Annotated in this window: 18 protein-coding genes; 17 read left to right on the forward strand and 1 reads right to left on the reverse strand. The window is 37.7% G+C overall.

Going from position 1 to position 16,551, the window contains the following annotated elements:
- Positions 1 to 40 precede the first annotated feature (40 nt).
- From ACEPXG_RS06395 to spoVM, 6 genes are read left to right on the forward strand one after another with little or no spacing between them, the layout of a single operon-like run.
- Positions 41 to 778 carry a Stp1/IreP family PP2C-type Ser/Thr phosphatase gene (locus ACEPXG_RS06395; protein WP_391208575.1) on the forward strand — a complete coding sequence of 246 codons (738 nt, stop codon included), beginning with the start codon at positions 41 to 43 and terminating at the stop codon, positions 776 to 778.
- Positions 779 to 780: 2 nt separating this feature from the next.
- Positions 781 to 2,739, forward strand: coding sequence for a Stk1 family PASTA domain-containing Ser/Thr kinase (gene pknB / locus ACEPXG_RS06400; RefSeq protein ID WP_391208577.1), 1,959 nt, complete (start codon positions 781 to 783; stop codon positions 2,737 to 2,739).
- Positions 2,740 to 2,750: 11 nt separating this feature from the next.
- Positions 2,751 to 3,632 carry a ribosome small subunit-dependent GTPase A gene (gene rsgA, locus ACEPXG_RS06405; protein ID WP_391208579.1) on the forward strand — a complete coding sequence of 294 codons (882 nt, stop codon included), beginning with the start codon at positions 2,751 to 2,753 and terminating at the stop codon, positions 3,630 to 3,632.
- Between the two features lie 2 nt (positions 3,633 to 3,634).
- Positions 3,635 to 4,303: a ribulose-phosphate 3-epimerase gene (gene rpe / locus ACEPXG_RS06410; protein WP_391208581.1), complete on the forward strand. Its 669-nt coding sequence runs from the start codon at positions 3,635 to 3,637 to the stop codon at positions 4,301 to 4,303.
- A complete protein-coding gene (locus tag ACEPXG_RS06415) occupies positions 4,300 to 4,956 on the forward strand; it encodes a thiamine diphosphokinase (protein WP_391208583.1) in 657 nt (218 codons plus the stop codon). Before rpe ends, ACEPXG_RS06415 begins: the two co-directional genes overlap by 4 nt.
- Positions 4,957 to 4,970: 14 nt before the next feature.
- Positions 4,971 to 5,066 carry a stage V sporulation protein SpoVM gene (gene spoVM, locus ACEPXG_RS06420; RefSeq protein ID WP_151699433.1) on the forward strand — a complete coding sequence of 32 codons (96 nt, stop codon included), beginning with the start codon at positions 4,971 to 4,973 and terminating at the stop codon, positions 5,064 to 5,066.
- A 257-nt stretch (positions 5,067 to 5,323) separates the two neighbouring features.
- Here the strand turns inward: spoVM and rpmB are convergent, their stop codons facing one another.
- Positions 5,324 to 5,512: a 50S ribosomal protein L28 gene (gene rpmB / locus ACEPXG_RS06425; RefSeq protein WP_391121141.1), complete on the reverse strand. Its 189-nt coding sequence runs from the start codon at positions 5,510 to 5,512 to the stop codon at positions 5,324 to 5,326.
- Positions 5,513 to 5,793: 281 nt separating this feature from the next.
- On the opposite strand from rpmB, the gene ACEPXG_RS06430 reads away from it, so the two are divergent.
- The 11 genes from ACEPXG_RS06430 to rnc all read left to right on the forward strand — a co-directional run bounded on the left by ACEPXG_RS06430 (position 5,794) and on the right by rnc (position 16,549).
- Positions 5,794 to 6,156: an Asp23/Gls24 family envelope stress response protein gene (locus tag ACEPXG_RS06430; RefSeq protein ID WP_391208586.1), complete on the forward strand. Its 363-nt coding sequence runs from the start codon at positions 5,794 to 5,796 to the stop codon at positions 6,154 to 6,156.
- 17 nt (positions 6,157 to 6,173) lie between these two features.
- Complete coding sequence (locus ACEPXG_RS06435) at positions 6,174 to 7,829, forward strand: DAK2 domain-containing protein (protein WP_391208588.1); 1,656 nt, start codon at positions 6,174 to 6,176, stop codon at positions 7,827 to 7,829.
- Positions 7,830 to 8,393: 564 nt separating this feature from the next.
- Positions 8,394 to 9,056: an L-serine ammonia-lyase, iron-sulfur-dependent subunit beta gene (gene sdaAB, locus ACEPXG_RS06440; protein ID WP_391121149.1), complete on the forward strand. Its 663-nt coding sequence runs from the start codon at positions 8,394 to 8,396 to the stop codon at positions 9,054 to 9,056.
- A 12-nt stretch (positions 9,057 to 9,068) separates the two neighbouring features.
- Positions 9,069 to 9,968 (forward strand): L-serine ammonia-lyase, iron-sulfur-dependent, subunit alpha, encoded by a 900-nt coding sequence (gene sdaAA, locus ACEPXG_RS06445; protein ID WP_391208590.1) that lies wholly within the window; start codon positions 9,069 to 9,071, stop codon positions 9,966 to 9,968.
- Positions 9,958 to 12,006 carry an ATP-dependent DNA helicase RecG gene (gene recG / locus ACEPXG_RS06450; protein ID WP_391208592.1) on the forward strand — a complete coding sequence of 683 codons (2,049 nt, stop codon included), beginning with the start codon at positions 9,958 to 9,960 and terminating at the stop codon, positions 12,004 to 12,006. The genes sdaAA and recG overlap by 11 nt, the downstream gene beginning before the upstream one ends.
- A gap of 96 nt (positions 12,007 to 12,102) precedes the next feature.
- Positions 12,103 to 12,669: a transcription factor FapR gene (fapR, locus tag ACEPXG_RS06455; protein ID WP_391208595.1), complete on the forward strand. Its 567-nt coding sequence runs from the start codon at positions 12,103 to 12,105 to the stop codon at positions 12,667 to 12,669.
- 15 nt (positions 12,670 to 12,684) lie between these two features.
- Positions 12,685 to 13,680 carry a phosphate acyltransferase PlsX gene (gene plsX, locus ACEPXG_RS06460; protein ID WP_391208597.1) on the forward strand — a complete coding sequence of 332 codons (996 nt, stop codon included), beginning with the start codon at positions 12,685 to 12,687 and terminating at the stop codon, positions 13,678 to 13,680.
- Entirely contained in the window at positions 13,673 to 14,623 is a 951-nt protein-coding gene (gene fabD / locus ACEPXG_RS06465) for an ACP S-malonyltransferase (RefSeq protein WP_391208599.1), read from the forward strand. The genes plsX and fabD overlap by 8 nt, the downstream gene beginning before the upstream one ends.
- Positions 14,616 to 15,362 (forward strand): 3-oxoacyl-[acyl-carrier-protein] reductase, encoded by a 747-nt coding sequence (gene fabG, locus ACEPXG_RS06470; RefSeq protein WP_391208601.1) that lies wholly within the window; start codon positions 14,616 to 14,618, stop codon positions 15,360 to 15,362. The genes fabD and fabG overlap by 8 nt, the downstream gene beginning before the upstream one ends.
- 58 nt (positions 15,363 to 15,420) lie before the next feature.
- The gene (acpP, locus tag ACEPXG_RS06475; RefSeq protein ID WP_151699444.1) at positions 15,421 to 15,657 is read left to right on the forward strand and encodes an acyl carrier protein; all 237 of its coding nucleotides are present in this window, start codon (positions 15,421 to 15,423) and stop codon (positions 15,655 to 15,657) included.
- A gap of 133 nt (positions 15,658 to 15,790) precedes the next feature.
- Positions 15,791 to 16,549, forward strand: a complete 759-nt coding sequence (gene rnc / locus ACEPXG_RS06480; protein WP_391208604.1) for a ribonuclease III — start codon at positions 15,791 to 15,793, stop codon at positions 16,547 to 16,549.
- Positions 16,550 to 16,551: the final 2 nt, after the last annotated feature.

The raw sequence follows: 16,551 nt of genomic DNA on the forward strand, positions 1-16,551 counted from the left end.
GTTGAGATTTCTTTCCATTTAAAAAGAGGTGAAGGAATAAATGAAGTTCGATGTTAAAACCGATGTCGGTATGAAAAGAATAGTAAATGAGGACCGGGTAGATGTCTTTGTTCGACCCGACGGACGGATTCTAGCTGTTGTTGCTGATGGAATGGGTGGACATAAAGCTGGCGATGTTGCGAGCGAAATAGCAATAACAGAGTTTGAAAAATATTTTGCAGCCTATAATCCTTCCATTGTGAAAGCGAAGGATTGGTTAACCTATACATTCCAGTCTATTAATCAGACAATTGCGAAGCATTCTGCCATAACACCAGGTTGTGAAGGAATGGGCACTACTTTAATCGCTGGTTTATTTGAAGGTTACAGAGGGATAATTGCCCATGTTGGAGATAGCCGGGTATATCAAGCATCTCCAAACGGAATAAGGCAAATTACACGGGACCATTCCTTTGTAAACGTTTTAATTGATTCTGGAGAAATAACGGAAGAACAAGCAAAAACACATCCGAAGAAAAATGTACTCATGAAAGCAGTAGGGACGGAAATTTCTATTCAGCCTGATTTTTATGAAGTAGAATTTCAACCAAACTCTTACTTTCTATTTTGCACAGATGGTTTGAGTAATAAACTAAGTGAACCATTTATTCACACCATCCTTTATTCCGATCAGACTATACAAGAAAAAGGAACTGTGCTTGTGGACGAAGCAAATTTAACTGGTGGAGAAGATAATATATCGTTAATTTTATTATCTAATAATGATGAGGAGGTGTGAGGATGTTAATCGGTAAACGAATTAGCGGGAGATATAAGTTGCTAGAGATGATTGGCGGCGGTGGAATGTCGAATGTTTATTTGGCCCATGACATGATTTTGGATCGTGATGTTGCGATTAAAGTGTTGCGTTATGATTTTTCAAATGAAGAAGAGCTACGTCGCCGTTTTCAGCGTGAAGCATTATCTGCCACTAGCCTTACACACCCTAATATAGTAAGTATATATGATGTAGGTGAGGACGAAGACATTCAATATATTGTAATGGAGTATGTGAAAGGGGAAACGTTAAAACAATACATACAAAGTGATGCGCCTATTTCTCCCAATAAATCAGTTACCATTATGAAGCAATTGACATCTGCTATTGCCAATGCACATAACAACCATATTATTCATCGCGATGTTAAGCCACAGAATATATTATTGGATGAAGAAGGTAAAGTAAAAGTAACTGATTTTGGGATTGCAATGGCATTAAGTGCAACATCCTATACGCAAACCAACTCTGTGCTTGGAACTGTCCATTATTTATCACCTGAGCAAGCGCGGGGTGGAATGGCAACGAACAGATCAGATATTTATGCATTGGGAATAGTCCTATTTGAGCTATTGACAGGACAACTTCCTTTTTCAGGAGAATCAGCGGTCTCTATTGCATTGAAGCATTTACAAACGGAAACTCCATCTATTAGAGCGATTATTCCTTCCATACCTCAAAGCCTCGAGAATGTCGTGTTAAAAGCAACGGCAAAAGATCCGAAAAATCGCTATCGATCTGCAGAGGAAATGGAAGAAGATTTAGCAACTGCATTATCTCCAGAAAGATTTGGAGAAGAAAAGTTCGTTGTTGCTATGGATGATGATGCAACAAAAATTCTACCTGTTATTAAAGAACCAGTTTCTTTTGCAGAAGTATCGGAAACGAAAAAAATACCTACAATGACTGCTTCAAAAGAAACGAAAGTACCGAAGAAAAACAAAAAGTGGAAGTTGATAGGTGGACTTATTGCGGGAATTATAGCAATTGTACTTTTGACTTTCCTTGTATTTCCTGGACTTTTAAAACCAAACAAAGTGGAAGTCCCAAATGTAGTAAATTTAGAATTAAAGCAGGCTATCGAACAATTAGAAGCAGAAAGTTTTAAGGTTGGTGAACCAACGCTGGAGTATTCGGAAGATATTGAAGAAGGATTTGTCATTCGAACAAACCCCGAGGCAGGAAAGTTTCGCGAAAAAGGAACGGAGATTGCCCTGGTTGTGTCGTCCGGTAAAGAGTCTTCTGAGCTTTCTGATTACAGGGGTAGAGATATTGATCAAGTAAAATCATTACTACAAAATCAAGACTTACGCTCAATTGAAACGGAACCAGTATTTTCGACTGAGTCTGTTGGTACAATTTTAGATCAAAATCCAAAAGCAGGAGATTCAATCATTCCATCTGAAACGGATTTAATATTTACGGTTAGTAAAGGACCAGATTTACGAACAGTGAAAGATTTAACGCTTTTCAATGAAAAAGCACTAAGTGATTACGAAGTATCTTCTGGTTTTAAAATTAGAATAGTTGAAAGAAAAAACTCGGATACAGTCACAAAAGGAAATGTTATTAGTCAATTACCGTTACCAAACAGCAAATTAGCGCCAGGAAGTACAATTGAAGTTGTTCTATCAGATGGACCTAAAGCAGCTCGAACAAAACTGTTTGTAAAATCAATCACTATTCCATACGAACCAGCTGAGGAAGAGGCTAGCGAAGTTGAAGTTAAACATGTTGTTCGCATTTATATACAAGATAAAACAAGAACAATGGCAGAGCCGACGGAAGAATTTATCTTAACGGAACCAGTAGAAAAAGTATTAAATTTAGAAATTACAGAAGGGCAAAAAGCTGCCTATCGTGTGATGATCGATTCAACTGTATTCAAAGAAGAAACCATTGATTTTAATGAAATAGATTAGGGAGGTATCGGATGCCGACAGGACAAATTAGAAAAGCATTGAGCGGATTTTATTATGTTTATGATAAGGATCAATTAATCCAATGCCGCGGACGCGGTGTATTTAGAAATAGGGGAGAATCGCCGTTAGTCGGTGACTTTGTCGATTATACAGTAGAAGGGAACAATGACGGTACAATTACGGTTATTCATGAACGAAAAAATAGTCTCGTTCGCCCACCTATCGCCAATATCGATCAAGCCATATTAGTGTTTTCCGTGAAAGAACCAGATTTTAATACGATCTTATTAGACCGTTTTTTAGTCGTGCTAGAGTCTTTTCATATCGAACCCATTATTTGTTTAACGAAAAGTGATTTGTTAGATGAAAAAATGGAGGAAACCATTAAAACATATATAAAAGAATATGAACAAATTGGTTATCAAGTCTTCATGACTTTTAAAGACGATCCACAATTTGATGATAAAATTACTCCTTTATTGAAAGGGAAAACAACCGTGCTTGCGGGACAATCTGGTGTAGGGAAATCGACGCTGCTAAATACGATTCTACCCACATTAAACTTAAAAACGGGTGTTATTTCGGATGCGCTAGGTCGAGGGAAGCATACGACTAGACATGTTGAACTAATAGAGGTTTGTGGTGGTTTGCTTGCTGATACACCTGGTTTTAGCTCTTTTGAATTTGACTTAATGGAAAAAGAAGCGCTTTCCAGTTGTTTTCCTGAATTTGTAGAGATACAAGATGAATGCAAATATAGAGGATGTATGCATGTAAATGAGCCGAAATGTGCTGTAAAAGAAGCTATAGAGACTGGAAAAATAAAAGATTATCGCTATAAACACTATTTACAGTTTTTTAATGAAATTCTGGAAAGAAAGCCGAGGTACTGAACATGGTAAAAATTGCTCCATCGATTTTAGCTGCGAATTTTGCAAAGCTTGGGGAAGAAGTAGTAGAAGTGGAAAAGGCGGGCGCAGAACTCATTCATATTGATGTAATGGATGGCCATTTTGTTCCGAATATTACAATGGGTCCGATTGTAGTAGAAGCATTAAGACCATTAACAAAACTTCCATTAGACGTACATTTAATGATCGAAAATGCAGACCAATACATCGAAGCATTTGCAAAAGCTGGAGCTGATTATATTACTGTTCATGTAGAAGCTTGTCCGCATCTTCATCGCACTATCCAATTAATTCGTTCTTTTGGAGTTAAACCAGGAGTAGTATTAAATCCACATACTCCAATTGAATCGATTCAACATGTGTTAGAAGATATAGATATGGTTCTATTTATGACAGTTAATCCAGGTTTTGGTGGTCAGAAATTTATTCATTCCGTTGTACCGAAAGTAAAACAATTGGCGGATATTGTGAAGGAAAGAAAGTTGTCGATTGAAATCGAGATTGATGGCGGGATAAATGAAGAAACGATCATTCCATGTGTAGAAGCTGGAGCTACGATATTTGTGGCAGGCTCCGCAATTTATAATGCTCCGGATAAGGGGAAAGCTTTGCAAGCAATAAAAGACGCTGGTCTTAGCGCTACAACAAAATGAAGAGTGTCATTGTTTGTTCAGGAGGACCAGTAGAGGAAGTTGTTGATTTTAGACAGCTTCCTTTTTCAAAAGAAGAAACTGTATTTATCGGAGCAGATCGGGGAGCTCTTCATTTATTAACAAATGGAATTACGCCAAATGAAATCATCGGTGATTTTGATTCTTTACTAGAAGAGGAATATCAATTTCTCAGAAAGTCTGTTGAAAAAATGACGATTATGCCCCCCGAGAAAGATGAGACGGATACACATTTAGCTATACTTAGAGCCTTAACATACAATCCAGATTCAGTAATTTTAACAGCAGTAACAGGTGGTAGACTGGATCATTATGAAGCTGTTTTGCATGATATGGTAAGATTTCAAAGAGAATACCCTGAGATTGTTTTTTATATTCGTAATAAGCAAAATATTATTCGTTTTTTATTGCCTGGAACGCATGAAATTGAGCAGGATAATTACTTTAAATATATCTCCTTCTTCTCATTTGGAGAAACAGTAAAAGATATTTCACTTCGAGGATTTTTATATGAAGTAACAGAAGAAAATATTTCGATAGGTAATGCGAAATTTACTAGTAATCAAGTAAGTGGACGAAATGGTACTATCTCTATTACCGCTGGCATATGTTTAATGATAAGAAGCAGCGACTAAAAGGGAGGAATTGTGTGAAGGTTTACACATTTAGATTACCTAAATCAGTTAGTAGTATTATGAGAGTTTGTATTCGCATGTTTAGAAAAGAAGAAGTAAAGAAAGAGTAATGTTAGTAAGGGCATAACTTCCAATGTAATCCACAAGAAAGAAGGACCCTTTAAGCGTAACGTGTCCTTGCCTTGATCGCCACATTACTTACTCTATTATCGGAAAATGTAAGTGAATTAGGAAGTGACCGAGTCATTTCCTAATTCACTTTTTTTCTGTAATCTTGTGTTCGAAGCCTTCTTGGAATGAATAGTTTTCCAAAAATAAAAAAATGCCAGGTCGACAATTGTCAACCTGGCATTAATTATGAGTGCGATTAAACGCGCTCAACTTTTCCTGATTTCATAGCTCTAGCAGAAACCCATACACGTTTAGGTTTACCGTTTACAAGAATACGGACCTTTTGAAGGTTTGCCCCCCATGTACGCTTAGTAGCGTTCATTGCGTGAGAACGAGCATTACCAGAACGAGCTTTACGCCCTGTGATTGCACATACTTTTGGCATTATATTTCCTCCTTTAAAAAAGAAGCTGAAAGTTTTTTTCAGTTCGTTATTTCACATACTTTAATAATTTACCACAGACTTTTATGAAGTGCAAGGCTTATCAAGAAAAAAACCTTTACACACTAAAATTGCTTTCAATACTATTAATGTTTCCTTAATGAGCAATCTTCCCATATAATATAATATAAAATGAAATAGTATTAGTGTAAACGCTCTCTTTTATAATTATAAAGGGTGTAGTACAATTATGGATAGTCAAAAAGGACTTGGGAGGTTTAGTTATGTCAATTGAATTGAAAAATGAATTCGGTCAAATTGATATATCACAAGATGCGATCGCACAAATTGCCGGCGGAGCTGCTATGGAATGTTACGGGATAGTTGGTATGGCCTCAAAGCATCAAATAAGAGATGGTTTAACAGATATATTAAGAAAAGAAAATTTTACAAGAGGTGTAATTGTAAGGCAAGAAAAAGAAGACTTACATATTGATATGTATATTATTGTTAGTTACGGAACAAAAATTTCTGAAATAGCTTATCAAGTACAATCGAAAGTAAAATACACTCTAAAAAAATCTCTTAGTATGTCAGTGAAATCCGTTAATGTATATGTACAAGGAGCTCGCGTGGCAAGCGTGTAAATGAGGGAGAGAAAACAATGAAATCAATTAATGGTATACAGTTTGCAGATATGGTCAAAATGGGTGCTCATCACCTATTTCAAAATGCGGACTATGTGGATGCTTTGAATGTATTCCCAGTTCCTGATGGAGACACGGGTACAAATATGAATTTATCAATGACCTCTGGTGCAAAAGAAATAGCTGCGCACACCGTAGAACATATTGGTAAAACAGCACAAGCTTTATCGAAAGGTTTACTTATGGGGGCAAGAGGTAACTCTGGAGTCATTTTATCTCAGTTATTTCGAGGATTTGGAAAGTCTGTGGAGCAGCTTTCGACTGTAGATGCCAAACAATTTGCTCAAGCATTAAATTACGGTGTGGAAACAGCGTATAAAGCCGTAATGAAGCCGGTTGAAGGGACAATCTTAACAGTTGCAAAAGATTCGGCTAAGAAAGCGGTAGAAGTGAGTGAAACGGAAGAAGATATTTGTTTGCTAATGGAGAAAATTGTAAAAGAGGCGAAGGCATCTTTAAATCGAACACCAGATCTATTGCCGGTACTAAAAGAAGTTGGCGTTGTGGATAGTGGTGGACAGGGATTAGTATTTGTTTATGAAGGATTTTTAGCTAGCTTAAAGGGCGAAGCATTACCAGAAAAAACAGTAAGCTCGTCTATGGATGATTTAGTAAGTGCTGAACATCATAAAAATGTTCAAGGCTTCATGGATACTGCTGAAATTGAGTTTGGATTTTGCACGGAATTTATGGTTCGATTCGAAGAAGGTAAAAAAGTATTTGATGAAACAGCTTTTCGGAATGATTTAAGTGCATATGGCGATTCCCTATTAGTTATTTCGGATGATGAAATTGCAAAAATTCATATTCATTCCGAAACACCTGGTGAAGTTTTAACATATGGTCAACAATACGGAGATCTAATCAAAATCAAGATCGAAAACATGCGTCAGCAACATACTGAAATTGTAGGAGAAGGCTTTACGAAAATAGCTCCAATCCAAAAAGCTCAGGTGTATCCTTATGCGGTTGTTACAGTTGCGATGGGGGAAGGTATTTCAGAACTTCTGAAAAGCTTAGGTGCATCTGCTGTAATTGAAGGTGGGCAAACGATGAATCCCTCAACTGAAGATATTGTCAAAGCAATTGAAGCGGTTGGTGCGGAGCGTGTATTAATATTACCTAATAATAAAAATATTATTATGGCTGCAGAGCAAGCGGCAGAAGTTTTAGGTATTGAAGCGGCGGTTGTGCCAACTAAAACACTTCCTCAAGGAATGGCAGCGATTTTAGCATTCAATGCACAGTCTACTGTGGAAGAGAACAAAAAGAATATGACAGAAGCGTTTGCACATGTAAAAACGGGGCAAGTGACTTTTGCAGTGCGCGATACCTCGATTGATGGCGTGGAAATTAAGAAAGATGATTTCATGGCAATTGCAGAAGGAAAAATTATTCTTTCTACACCATCTCGAGAAGAAGCAGCAACCAAGCTTGCGCAATCGCTAATTGATGAGAATGCGGAAATTGTGACAATCATTTATGGTCAAGATGTTTCGAAAGAAGAAGCTTCGAATTTTGCAACTTTTATAGAAGAACAGTTTGAAGATGCCGAAATTGAATTATATAACGGTAAACAACCATTATACCCATACATTTTATCTGTGGAATAATCGGAAGCCACGAGGGAACTTTCTCGTGGCTTTTATTGAAATTGATGAAAGTATATAAATTTTGTTTATCTGACAAAGGTTCGCTGGAGGGTGGGTAGGACTAGAGAAAAATAGATAGTATCCATGGATAAAGAAGTGCTGAGCGGACGAAATTGTATCTTCGTCCGCTTTTAAAAGAATAGGAAGGGATCTATTCTCTCATTAACCAAACCTTCTGCAACTTGTCTCTACCTATTTCAAGAGGGCGACGGACAAACATCCGCTACAAGATTACCGAAAAAAGTGGATTGAGAAGTGACGCAGTCACTTCTCAATCCACAAAAATTCCCTCGTTAATAGTGTAGCTGATGTTTAGTCCAAAGAACTCTGGAATCGGTTAAGGCAAAATGCACTTAAAGAACTCTAGCGTTTTCCTAAATAATATTTCATTCTTTCATCTCTATTCATATGCGCTTATGTGATAGTGAGATGCTTGGATTGATTAGTGTTATCTCATCAATGTTTTGTTTAATATGGGCATACAGTGTAAAATAGAAGAAAAATATAAAATTGGGGGTCTATGCAATGAAGTTCAAATCTGTTTTTGACATAATTGGACCAGTTATGATCGGACCATCCTCCTCGCATACTGCTGGAGCGGCTCGAATCGGGAGAGTAGCAAGAGATTTATTTGGTAAACAACCTACATGGGCTAAAATACATTTATATGGATCTTTTGCAGAAACATATAAAGGTCATGGAACAGATGTTGCGATTATTGGTGGATTGCTAGATTATGATACTTTTGACGAACGTATTAAAACGGCTTTTGAAGATGCTGAAAAAGCAGGGCTTACCTTTGAGTTCATTCCAGAGACAGCACATACTGAACATCCTAATACAGCCCGAATTGTCATTGGCGATGGGCATCAAGAAATGTCCTTGGTTGGTATATCAATTGGTGGAGGAAAAATAGAAATTACCGAGTTAAATGGTTTTCCACTTAGACTTTCGGGGAATCTAGCGGCGATTTTGGTCGTACATGAAGACCGATCGGGTTGTATTGCAAACGTTGCCAATTGTTTAGCGAAATACGATATAAATATTGGTCATATGGAAGTTTCTCGAAAAGAAAAAGGAAATATGGCATTAATGATTATCGAAGTCGATCAAAATGTAGAGACACATATACTAGAAGAGATAGGTGCTTTACCTAATATTACACAAGTAACAAGAATAGCGGACTAAGGGGGAAAACGAATGGAATTTTTATTTCATAATGTTCGTGAATTAGTTGATTTAGCGAATAAAGAGCAGAAACTTATTTCAGAAATCATGATTGAACAAGAAATTATAATAACAGGTCGTTCAAGAGAAGAAATTATGGAACAAATGGATCGTAATTTGACTGTAATGGAAGAAGCGGTGGAAAAGGGATTAAAAGGTGTTCACTCGAAGTCCGGTTTAACAGGTGGAGATGCGGTACTTCTTCAAGCATATATGCAAAAAGGAAATACGTTATCGGGTGAATTAATGCTAGATGCAGTAAGTAAAGCGGTTGCAACGAATGAAGTAAATGCTGCGATGGGGACAATTTGTGCAACTCCTACTGCTGGTTCAGCAGGAGTAGTGCCTGGTACATTATTTGCAGTGAAAAACAAATTGAATCCAACGAGAGAACAGATGATTCGATATTTGTTTAATGCTGGAGCATTTGGTTTTGTAGTTGCGAACAATGCATCTATCTCTGGAGCAGCTGGTGGCTGTCAAGCGGAAGTGGGCTCGGCGGCAGGTATGGCTGCTGCTGCAATCGTAGAAATGGCTGGCGGAACTCCGGAACAAAGCTCTACAGCATTTGCAATTACACTTAAAAATATGCTGGGTTTAGTTTGTGATCCTGTCGCAGGTCTTGTAGAAGTTCCTTGTGTGAAACGAAACGCAATGGGTGCTTCGAACTCTTTAGTGGCTGCAGATATGGCACTCGCGGGTGTAACTAGTCGGATTCCTTGTGATGAAGTAATTGATGCGATGTATAAAATTGGTCAAACAATGCCGACAGCACTTAAAGAAACAGCTCAAGGCGGGCTTGCCGCAACTCCTACTGGAAAATGGTTAGAAGCTAAAATCTTTGGTGGAGCGGTAGTAGGAAGTGGAAACTAAAAAAGATGAGTTAGTTACTTCCTTAAAAGGAGTGGGAAGTAGTATAGCTAACGCATTACATGAATTAGGAATTGTCTCTTTAGAAGATTTAGTTATGACATTTCCATATCGACATGAGGACTTTCGATTAAAAAATTTAGCAGAAACTGCACATAATGAGCGAGTAACGGTGGAAGGAAGGGTCGAAAGTGAACCTTCTCTTCTTTTTTTAGGGAAAAGTAAATCGAGATTGCAAGTTCGCTTACTTGCAGGTCAACATCTTATAAAAGCTGTGTTTTTCAATCAAGCTTATTTAAAAACTAAAATTATTCCAGGTTCGGTTATTACGGTAACGGGAAAATGGGACAGAGGTAGACAAGTTATTAATGTCACTACTTTTTCCGCAGGACCTAAAACAGATCAACAAGATTTTGAACCGGTTTATTCCTTGAAAGGTTCTATTAACCAAAAGACTTTCCGTAAGTTTATGCGACAAGCTTTAGATGAAGTAGATGGGCATTTAATAGATCCATTACCTGATTCAATTAGGGTTCCGTATCGATTACCAAGTATATCGGAAGCGTTAGAAGGAATACATTTTCCGCAAAATGTGGATCATTCCAAAGATGCTAGAAGGCGTTTTGTATATGAGGAATTACTCATTTTTCAGCTTAAGATGCAGGCCATTAAAAAAGTGCGGAAGGAACAAAATGCTGGAAATAGCGTTGCCTTTCATAATGATTTACTAAAGAAATTAATCGAAACTTTGCCATACGAACTTACAAATGCTCAAAAAAGAGTTGTCAATGAAATTTGTCGAGATATGAAAGAACCTCATCGAATGAATCGTCTATTGCAGGGAGATGTAGGTTCAGGGAAAACAATCGTTGCAGCTATTTGTTTGTATGCAGCAATTACAGCTGGTTACCAAGGGGCTCTTATGGCACCAACTGAAATTCTTGCGGAGCAACATGCTAGTTCACTAGATGAATGGTTATCTCCTATAGGTGTTCGAATCGCACTACTTACAGGTTCTACAAAAGCGAAGGCACGTCGAGCAGTTTTGGAAAATTTAGAAACAGGAAATATTGATTTATTGATCGGAACACATGCATTGATACAACCGGATGTAACATTTAAACAACTGGGCATAGTTATTACGGATGAACAGCATCGATTTGGTGTAGAACAACGTCGAGTGTTAAAGGAAAAAGGAGAAAACCCGGATGTATTATTTATGACGGCAACTCCGATACCAAGAACTTTGGCGATTACAGCTTTTGGTGAAATGGATGTATCAATTATTGACGAAATGCCTGCTGGGCGAAAGAAAATTGATACCCATTGGATGAAGCATGAACAACTTCATAAAATTATTGTTCGCCTGAAAAAAGAATTAGCTAATGGTAGACAGGCCTATATTATTTGTCCGCTAATTGAAGAGTCCGAAAAACTGGATGTACAAAATGCAGTGGATGTTTACCATATGATGTCTACTGATTTAGGAGTAGATTATTCAGTAGGTTTAATGCATGGTCGACTTCATCCGGATGAAAAAGAGCAAGTGATGAGAGACTTTTCTGAAGGGAAAGTGAAAGTACTTGTTTCCACAACCGTTGTAGAAGTAGGAGTGAATGTACCAAATGCTACTTTTATGATTATTTTTGATGCAGAACGTTTTGGACTTGCGCAACTTCACCAATTAAGAGGACGTGTTGGTCGTGGAGAGCATCAGTCTTATTGTATTCTGCTAGCAGATCCTAAATCAGAAGAAGGAAAAGAACGCATGACGTCGATGACAGAAACAAATGACGGATTTGTTTTGGCGGAGAAAGATTTAGAATTGCGAGGCCCTGGAGACTTTTTTGGACGAAAACAAAGTGGTTTGCCTGAATTTAAAGTGGCAGATCTTGTCCATGATTATCGTGCATTGAATACGGCAAAAGTAGATGCGGAAAGGCTATTAAACTCCGATGATTTTTGGAAGTCGGAAGAAATGGAAGGTCTTCGTAAAATACTAATAAATTCAAAAGCATTAGACGGAGAACGAATTGATTAGCCAGAATGCAAGAATGATTTTGAATCAATTCTTGCATTCTTTTTTTAATATTTATATACTGATATTAGTACCAAGTGCTAAAATGGTGGTGATTGGATGAAATATACAAAAAAAGAAAGACAAAAACTACTTTTAGATACGTTAGATAAAACACCATTTATCACAGATGAACATTTAGCTGCTGCATTTAAAGTGAGCGTGCAGACGATTCGTCTTGATCGAATGGAGCTTTCTATTCCAGAATTACGTGAACGTATAAAATCTGTCGCAACCCATAGTTTTGGGGAAGAAGTGAAATCACTTCCGATTGATGAAGTTATTGGTGAAATTATCGATATTGATTTAGATAAACAAGCCATATCTTTGTTAGACATTACAAAAGATTATGTGTTTGCTCGGAACGGAATTGCAAGGGGACATCATTTATTTGCACAAGCAAATTCATTAGCGGTTGCTGTAATAAATGATGCGCTAGCACTTACAAGGAAATCTACTATTACATTTGTTAAACCCGTTCAAGCGGGCGACAGAGTAATTGCAAAAGCAATCGTAGTTTCAAGTGATATGAAAAAAAATACAACACTCATTGAAGTAACAAGTAAAGTGGAAAACGACACTGTTTTTGTTGGTCAATTCAGCATGTATAGAGTGACAAAGTCTTAAATAAGGTGATGACATATGAAAATTTCAATTGATGCTATGGGTGGAGACAACGCCCCGCATGAAATAGTAAAAGGAGTATATAAAGCATTAGAAGCATTTCATGATCTTCATATTCAATTATATGGAGATGAGAAAAAACTATCTAAATTAGTAACTGCTCATGATCGATTACAAGTGATACATACAGACGAAGTTATTGAAGGAACAGATGAACCAGTTCGAGCGGTCCGAAAAAAGAAAAACTCTTCCATGGTCAAAATGGCGGAAGTTGTGAAAATTGGAGAAGTGGATGCTTGTGTTTCTGCTGGAAATACAGGTGCTTTAATGGCAGCAGGTTTATTTGTTGTAGGGCGAATTGACCAAGTGGATCGACCAGCACTTGCTTCTACTATGCCTACTATTGATGGCCAAGGCTTTGTGATGCTTGATATGGGAGCGAATTCGGATGCTAAACCAGAGCATCTCTATCAATTCGCTATAATGGGAAGTATCTATGCCGAAAAGGTACGTGGTATAAAAAAACCACGAGTTGGATTGTTAAACATTGGAACAGAAGATACAAAAGGAAATGAACTTACGAAAGAAGCATTTTCTTTATTAAAAAAAGCACCGATTAATTTTGTTGGGAACGTGGAGTCGCGAGATTTGTTGACAGGTGTTGCCGATGTTGTCGTAACGGATGGATTTACAGGAAATATGGTATTGAAATCGATTGAAGGTACTGCATCTGGAATTTTCACGTTGTTAAAAGAGGCTTTCAATACTTCCATGAAAACCAAAATTTCCGCTCTTTTAGTAAAAGACGAACTTCGGGGATTGAAAACTAAATTAGACTACTCAGAGTATGGTGGAGCAGGATTATTTGGACTAAAAGCTCCTGTTATTAAAGCGCATGGTTCTTCCGATGCGAATGCTATTTTTCACGCTATTCGACAAGCACGAACAATGGTAGAATATGATGTTTGTGGAATTATTCAAAGTACTTTACGAAAGGAATTATCAAATGACTAAAATTGCATTTATTTTCCCAGGACAAGGCTCACAATCAGTTGGTATGGGGCAACAATTCATCGCAACTGATCGTGAAAGCAAAAAATACTACGAGAAAGCGGACGAGGTATTAGGATTTTCTCTCTCAAACATTATGCTAGAAGGACCTGCGGAGGAATTGACGAAAACGTATCACGCACAACCTGCTTTACTGACAACAAGTACAATGATTGCCAAAAAACTGTTGGATGCGGGTATATCACCTGAATTTACTGCCGGTCATAGCTTAGGTGAGTATTCGGCGTTAGTAGCTTCTAATGTCTTAAGTTTTGAAGATGCAGTTTTATTGGTTCATCAAAGAGGTTTATATATGAATGAAGCCGTTCCGGCAGGTGAAGGGGCAATGGCAGCAATTTTAGGCTTAGCTAAAGATACCTTAGTTGAAGTGACAAAGGAAGTTTCCGAAGGTGGAGAAACAGTGCAAGTAGCCAATTTGAATTGTCCAGGTCAAATTGTTATTTCTGGAACAGCTACCGGAGTGGAATTAGCATCTGCTAAAGCGAAAGAAGCAGGAGCGAAAAGAGCAATACCATTAGTAGTGAGTGGGCCATTCCATTCCGAATTAATGCGACCTGCTGCGCATAAATTAGACACTGCTATTTCAGCTATTGCGTTACAAGATACAAAAACGCCGGTCATTTCAAATGTAACGGCACTTCCTGTAACAGAAGCTTCGAATATGAAGAATTTATTGGTCGAGCAACTGTATTCCCCGGTCCGATGGGAAGAATCAGTGCAGGAAATGATTAAACTTGGCGTCACTGTATTTATCGAATGTGGTCCTGGCAAAGTCCTTAGTGGATTAGTAAAAAAAATCGATCGTTCTGTTACTACTTATTGCGTGTTTGATGAGGAATCGTTGCAACAAGTAATGACTGATTTAGGAGGTGTTAAGCATGGGTAAATTAGAAGGTAAATCAGCAATCGTAACAGGTGCTTCGCGTGGAATAGGGAAAGATATTGCACTTTATTTGGCTAAAGAAGGCGCGAAAGTTGCGGTGAACTATAGTGGGAGTAAAGAAAAAGCAGAAGCTGTCGTTGAGGAAATTAAATCTCTTGGTGGAGAAGCATTCGCAGTTCAAGCGAACGTGGATCATGCGGAAGACGTGCAAAAGCTTATAAGTGAAACGATGGAAAACTTTGGCACTATTGATATTCTTGTAAATAACGCTGGTATTACAAGGGATAATCTTCTTATGCGTATGAAAGAACAAGAGTGGGACGACGTGCTTAATACAAACCTTAAAGGTGTGTTCCTTTGTACAAAAGCTGTTACTCGTCAGATGATGAAGCAGCGTCATGGTCGTATTATTAATATCACTTCAATCGTTGGTGTTTCAGGTAATCCAGGACAAGCAAACTATGTAGCAGCAAAAGCTGGAGTAATTGGTTTAACCAAGTCGACTGCACTAGAGTTAGCGAGTCGTAATATTACGGTCAATTCTGTTGCTCCGGGTTTTATTACAACAGATATGACAGATGCACTTTCGGAAGAAGTGAAAACACAAATGTTAAATCAGATTCCTCTTGCTAAGTTTGGAAATCCAGAGGATATTGCAAAAGCAGTAGCATTTTTAGCTTCCGATGATGCGAACTATATTACGGGTCAAACAATGCATGTAAATGGCGGCATGTATATGTAAGTTTTGCCTTTCATTAAAGAGAAGTTTTTTGTATAATCATTGAGGGGAGGTGACAAATGTGTCAACAGTTTTAGAACGCGTAAAAAAAGTAGTGGTAGATCGTCTAGGTGTCGATGAAAGCGAAGTAAAATTAGAAGCGTCTTTCCGTGATGATTTAGGTGCTGACTCTCTTGATGTAGTAGAATTAGTAATGGAACTTGAAGATGAGTTCGATATGGAAATTTCAGATGAAGATGCTGAAAACATTTCAACTGTAGGTAGTGCAGTTAGCTATATTGAAAGCAAACAAGGCTAATCTATTTAGCTGAGGAGACGTTCTACTTATTCCTTGCGAATAAGGATAGAACGTCTCTATTTCTTTTTGCACAATGCCTTATAAACAGGTAAACTAGAGAGCATACATGTTAAGTTAGGAAGGCAGATTATTCATGAAAGTTAATCGTAAAAATATTCATCCGAAAAAAACAGTTTTCCCTGAAAGCGTAAAAGAACAATTTGTACAGTTTCAACAACATTTTGAAGTTCAATTTGATAACCCAACATTATTGTATCAAGCCTTTACCCATTCATCTTATGTGAATGAGCATCGACGGAAATTTTTTACCGATAATGAACGGCTTGAATTTCTAGGTGACGCCGTTTTAGAATTGTCTGTTTCTCAATATTTATTTCAACAATACACAGGGATGAGCGAAGGGGAGCTTACAAAACTCCGGGCGGCAATTGTTTGTGAGCCATCACTTGTGATATTTGCCAACGAACTAAACTTTGGAAAATATGTATTGCTTGGAAAAGGAGAAGAATTGACAGGTGGACGTGAACGACCAGCTTTACTAGCGGACGTTTTTGAAGCATTTATCGGTGCATTATACTTAGATCAGGGATTAGAAACAGTCGTTGTATTTTTAAATAAGATTGTATTCCCTAAAATCGAACTCGGTGCTTTTTCGCATGTGATGGATTATAAAAGTCAACTACAAGAAGTTATTCAGCAACAAAATAATGGCATGATAAGCTATGAAATTGTCGAGGAAAAAGGGCCAGCGCATAACCGTACCTTTATTTCTCGCGTTATGTTAAACACAAGAGAGCTTGGAATTGGTAAAGGGCGATCGAAAAAAGAAGCAGAACAACAAGCAGCAAGACTTGCGATTCTTGCATTAAAGGATCATGAACGGGAGGAATAAAT

The organism is Psychrobacillus sp. L4 (assembly GCF_042944905.1).
Taxonomy (GTDB): Bacteria; Bacillota; Bacilli; order Bacillales_A; family Planococcaceae; genus Psychrobacillus.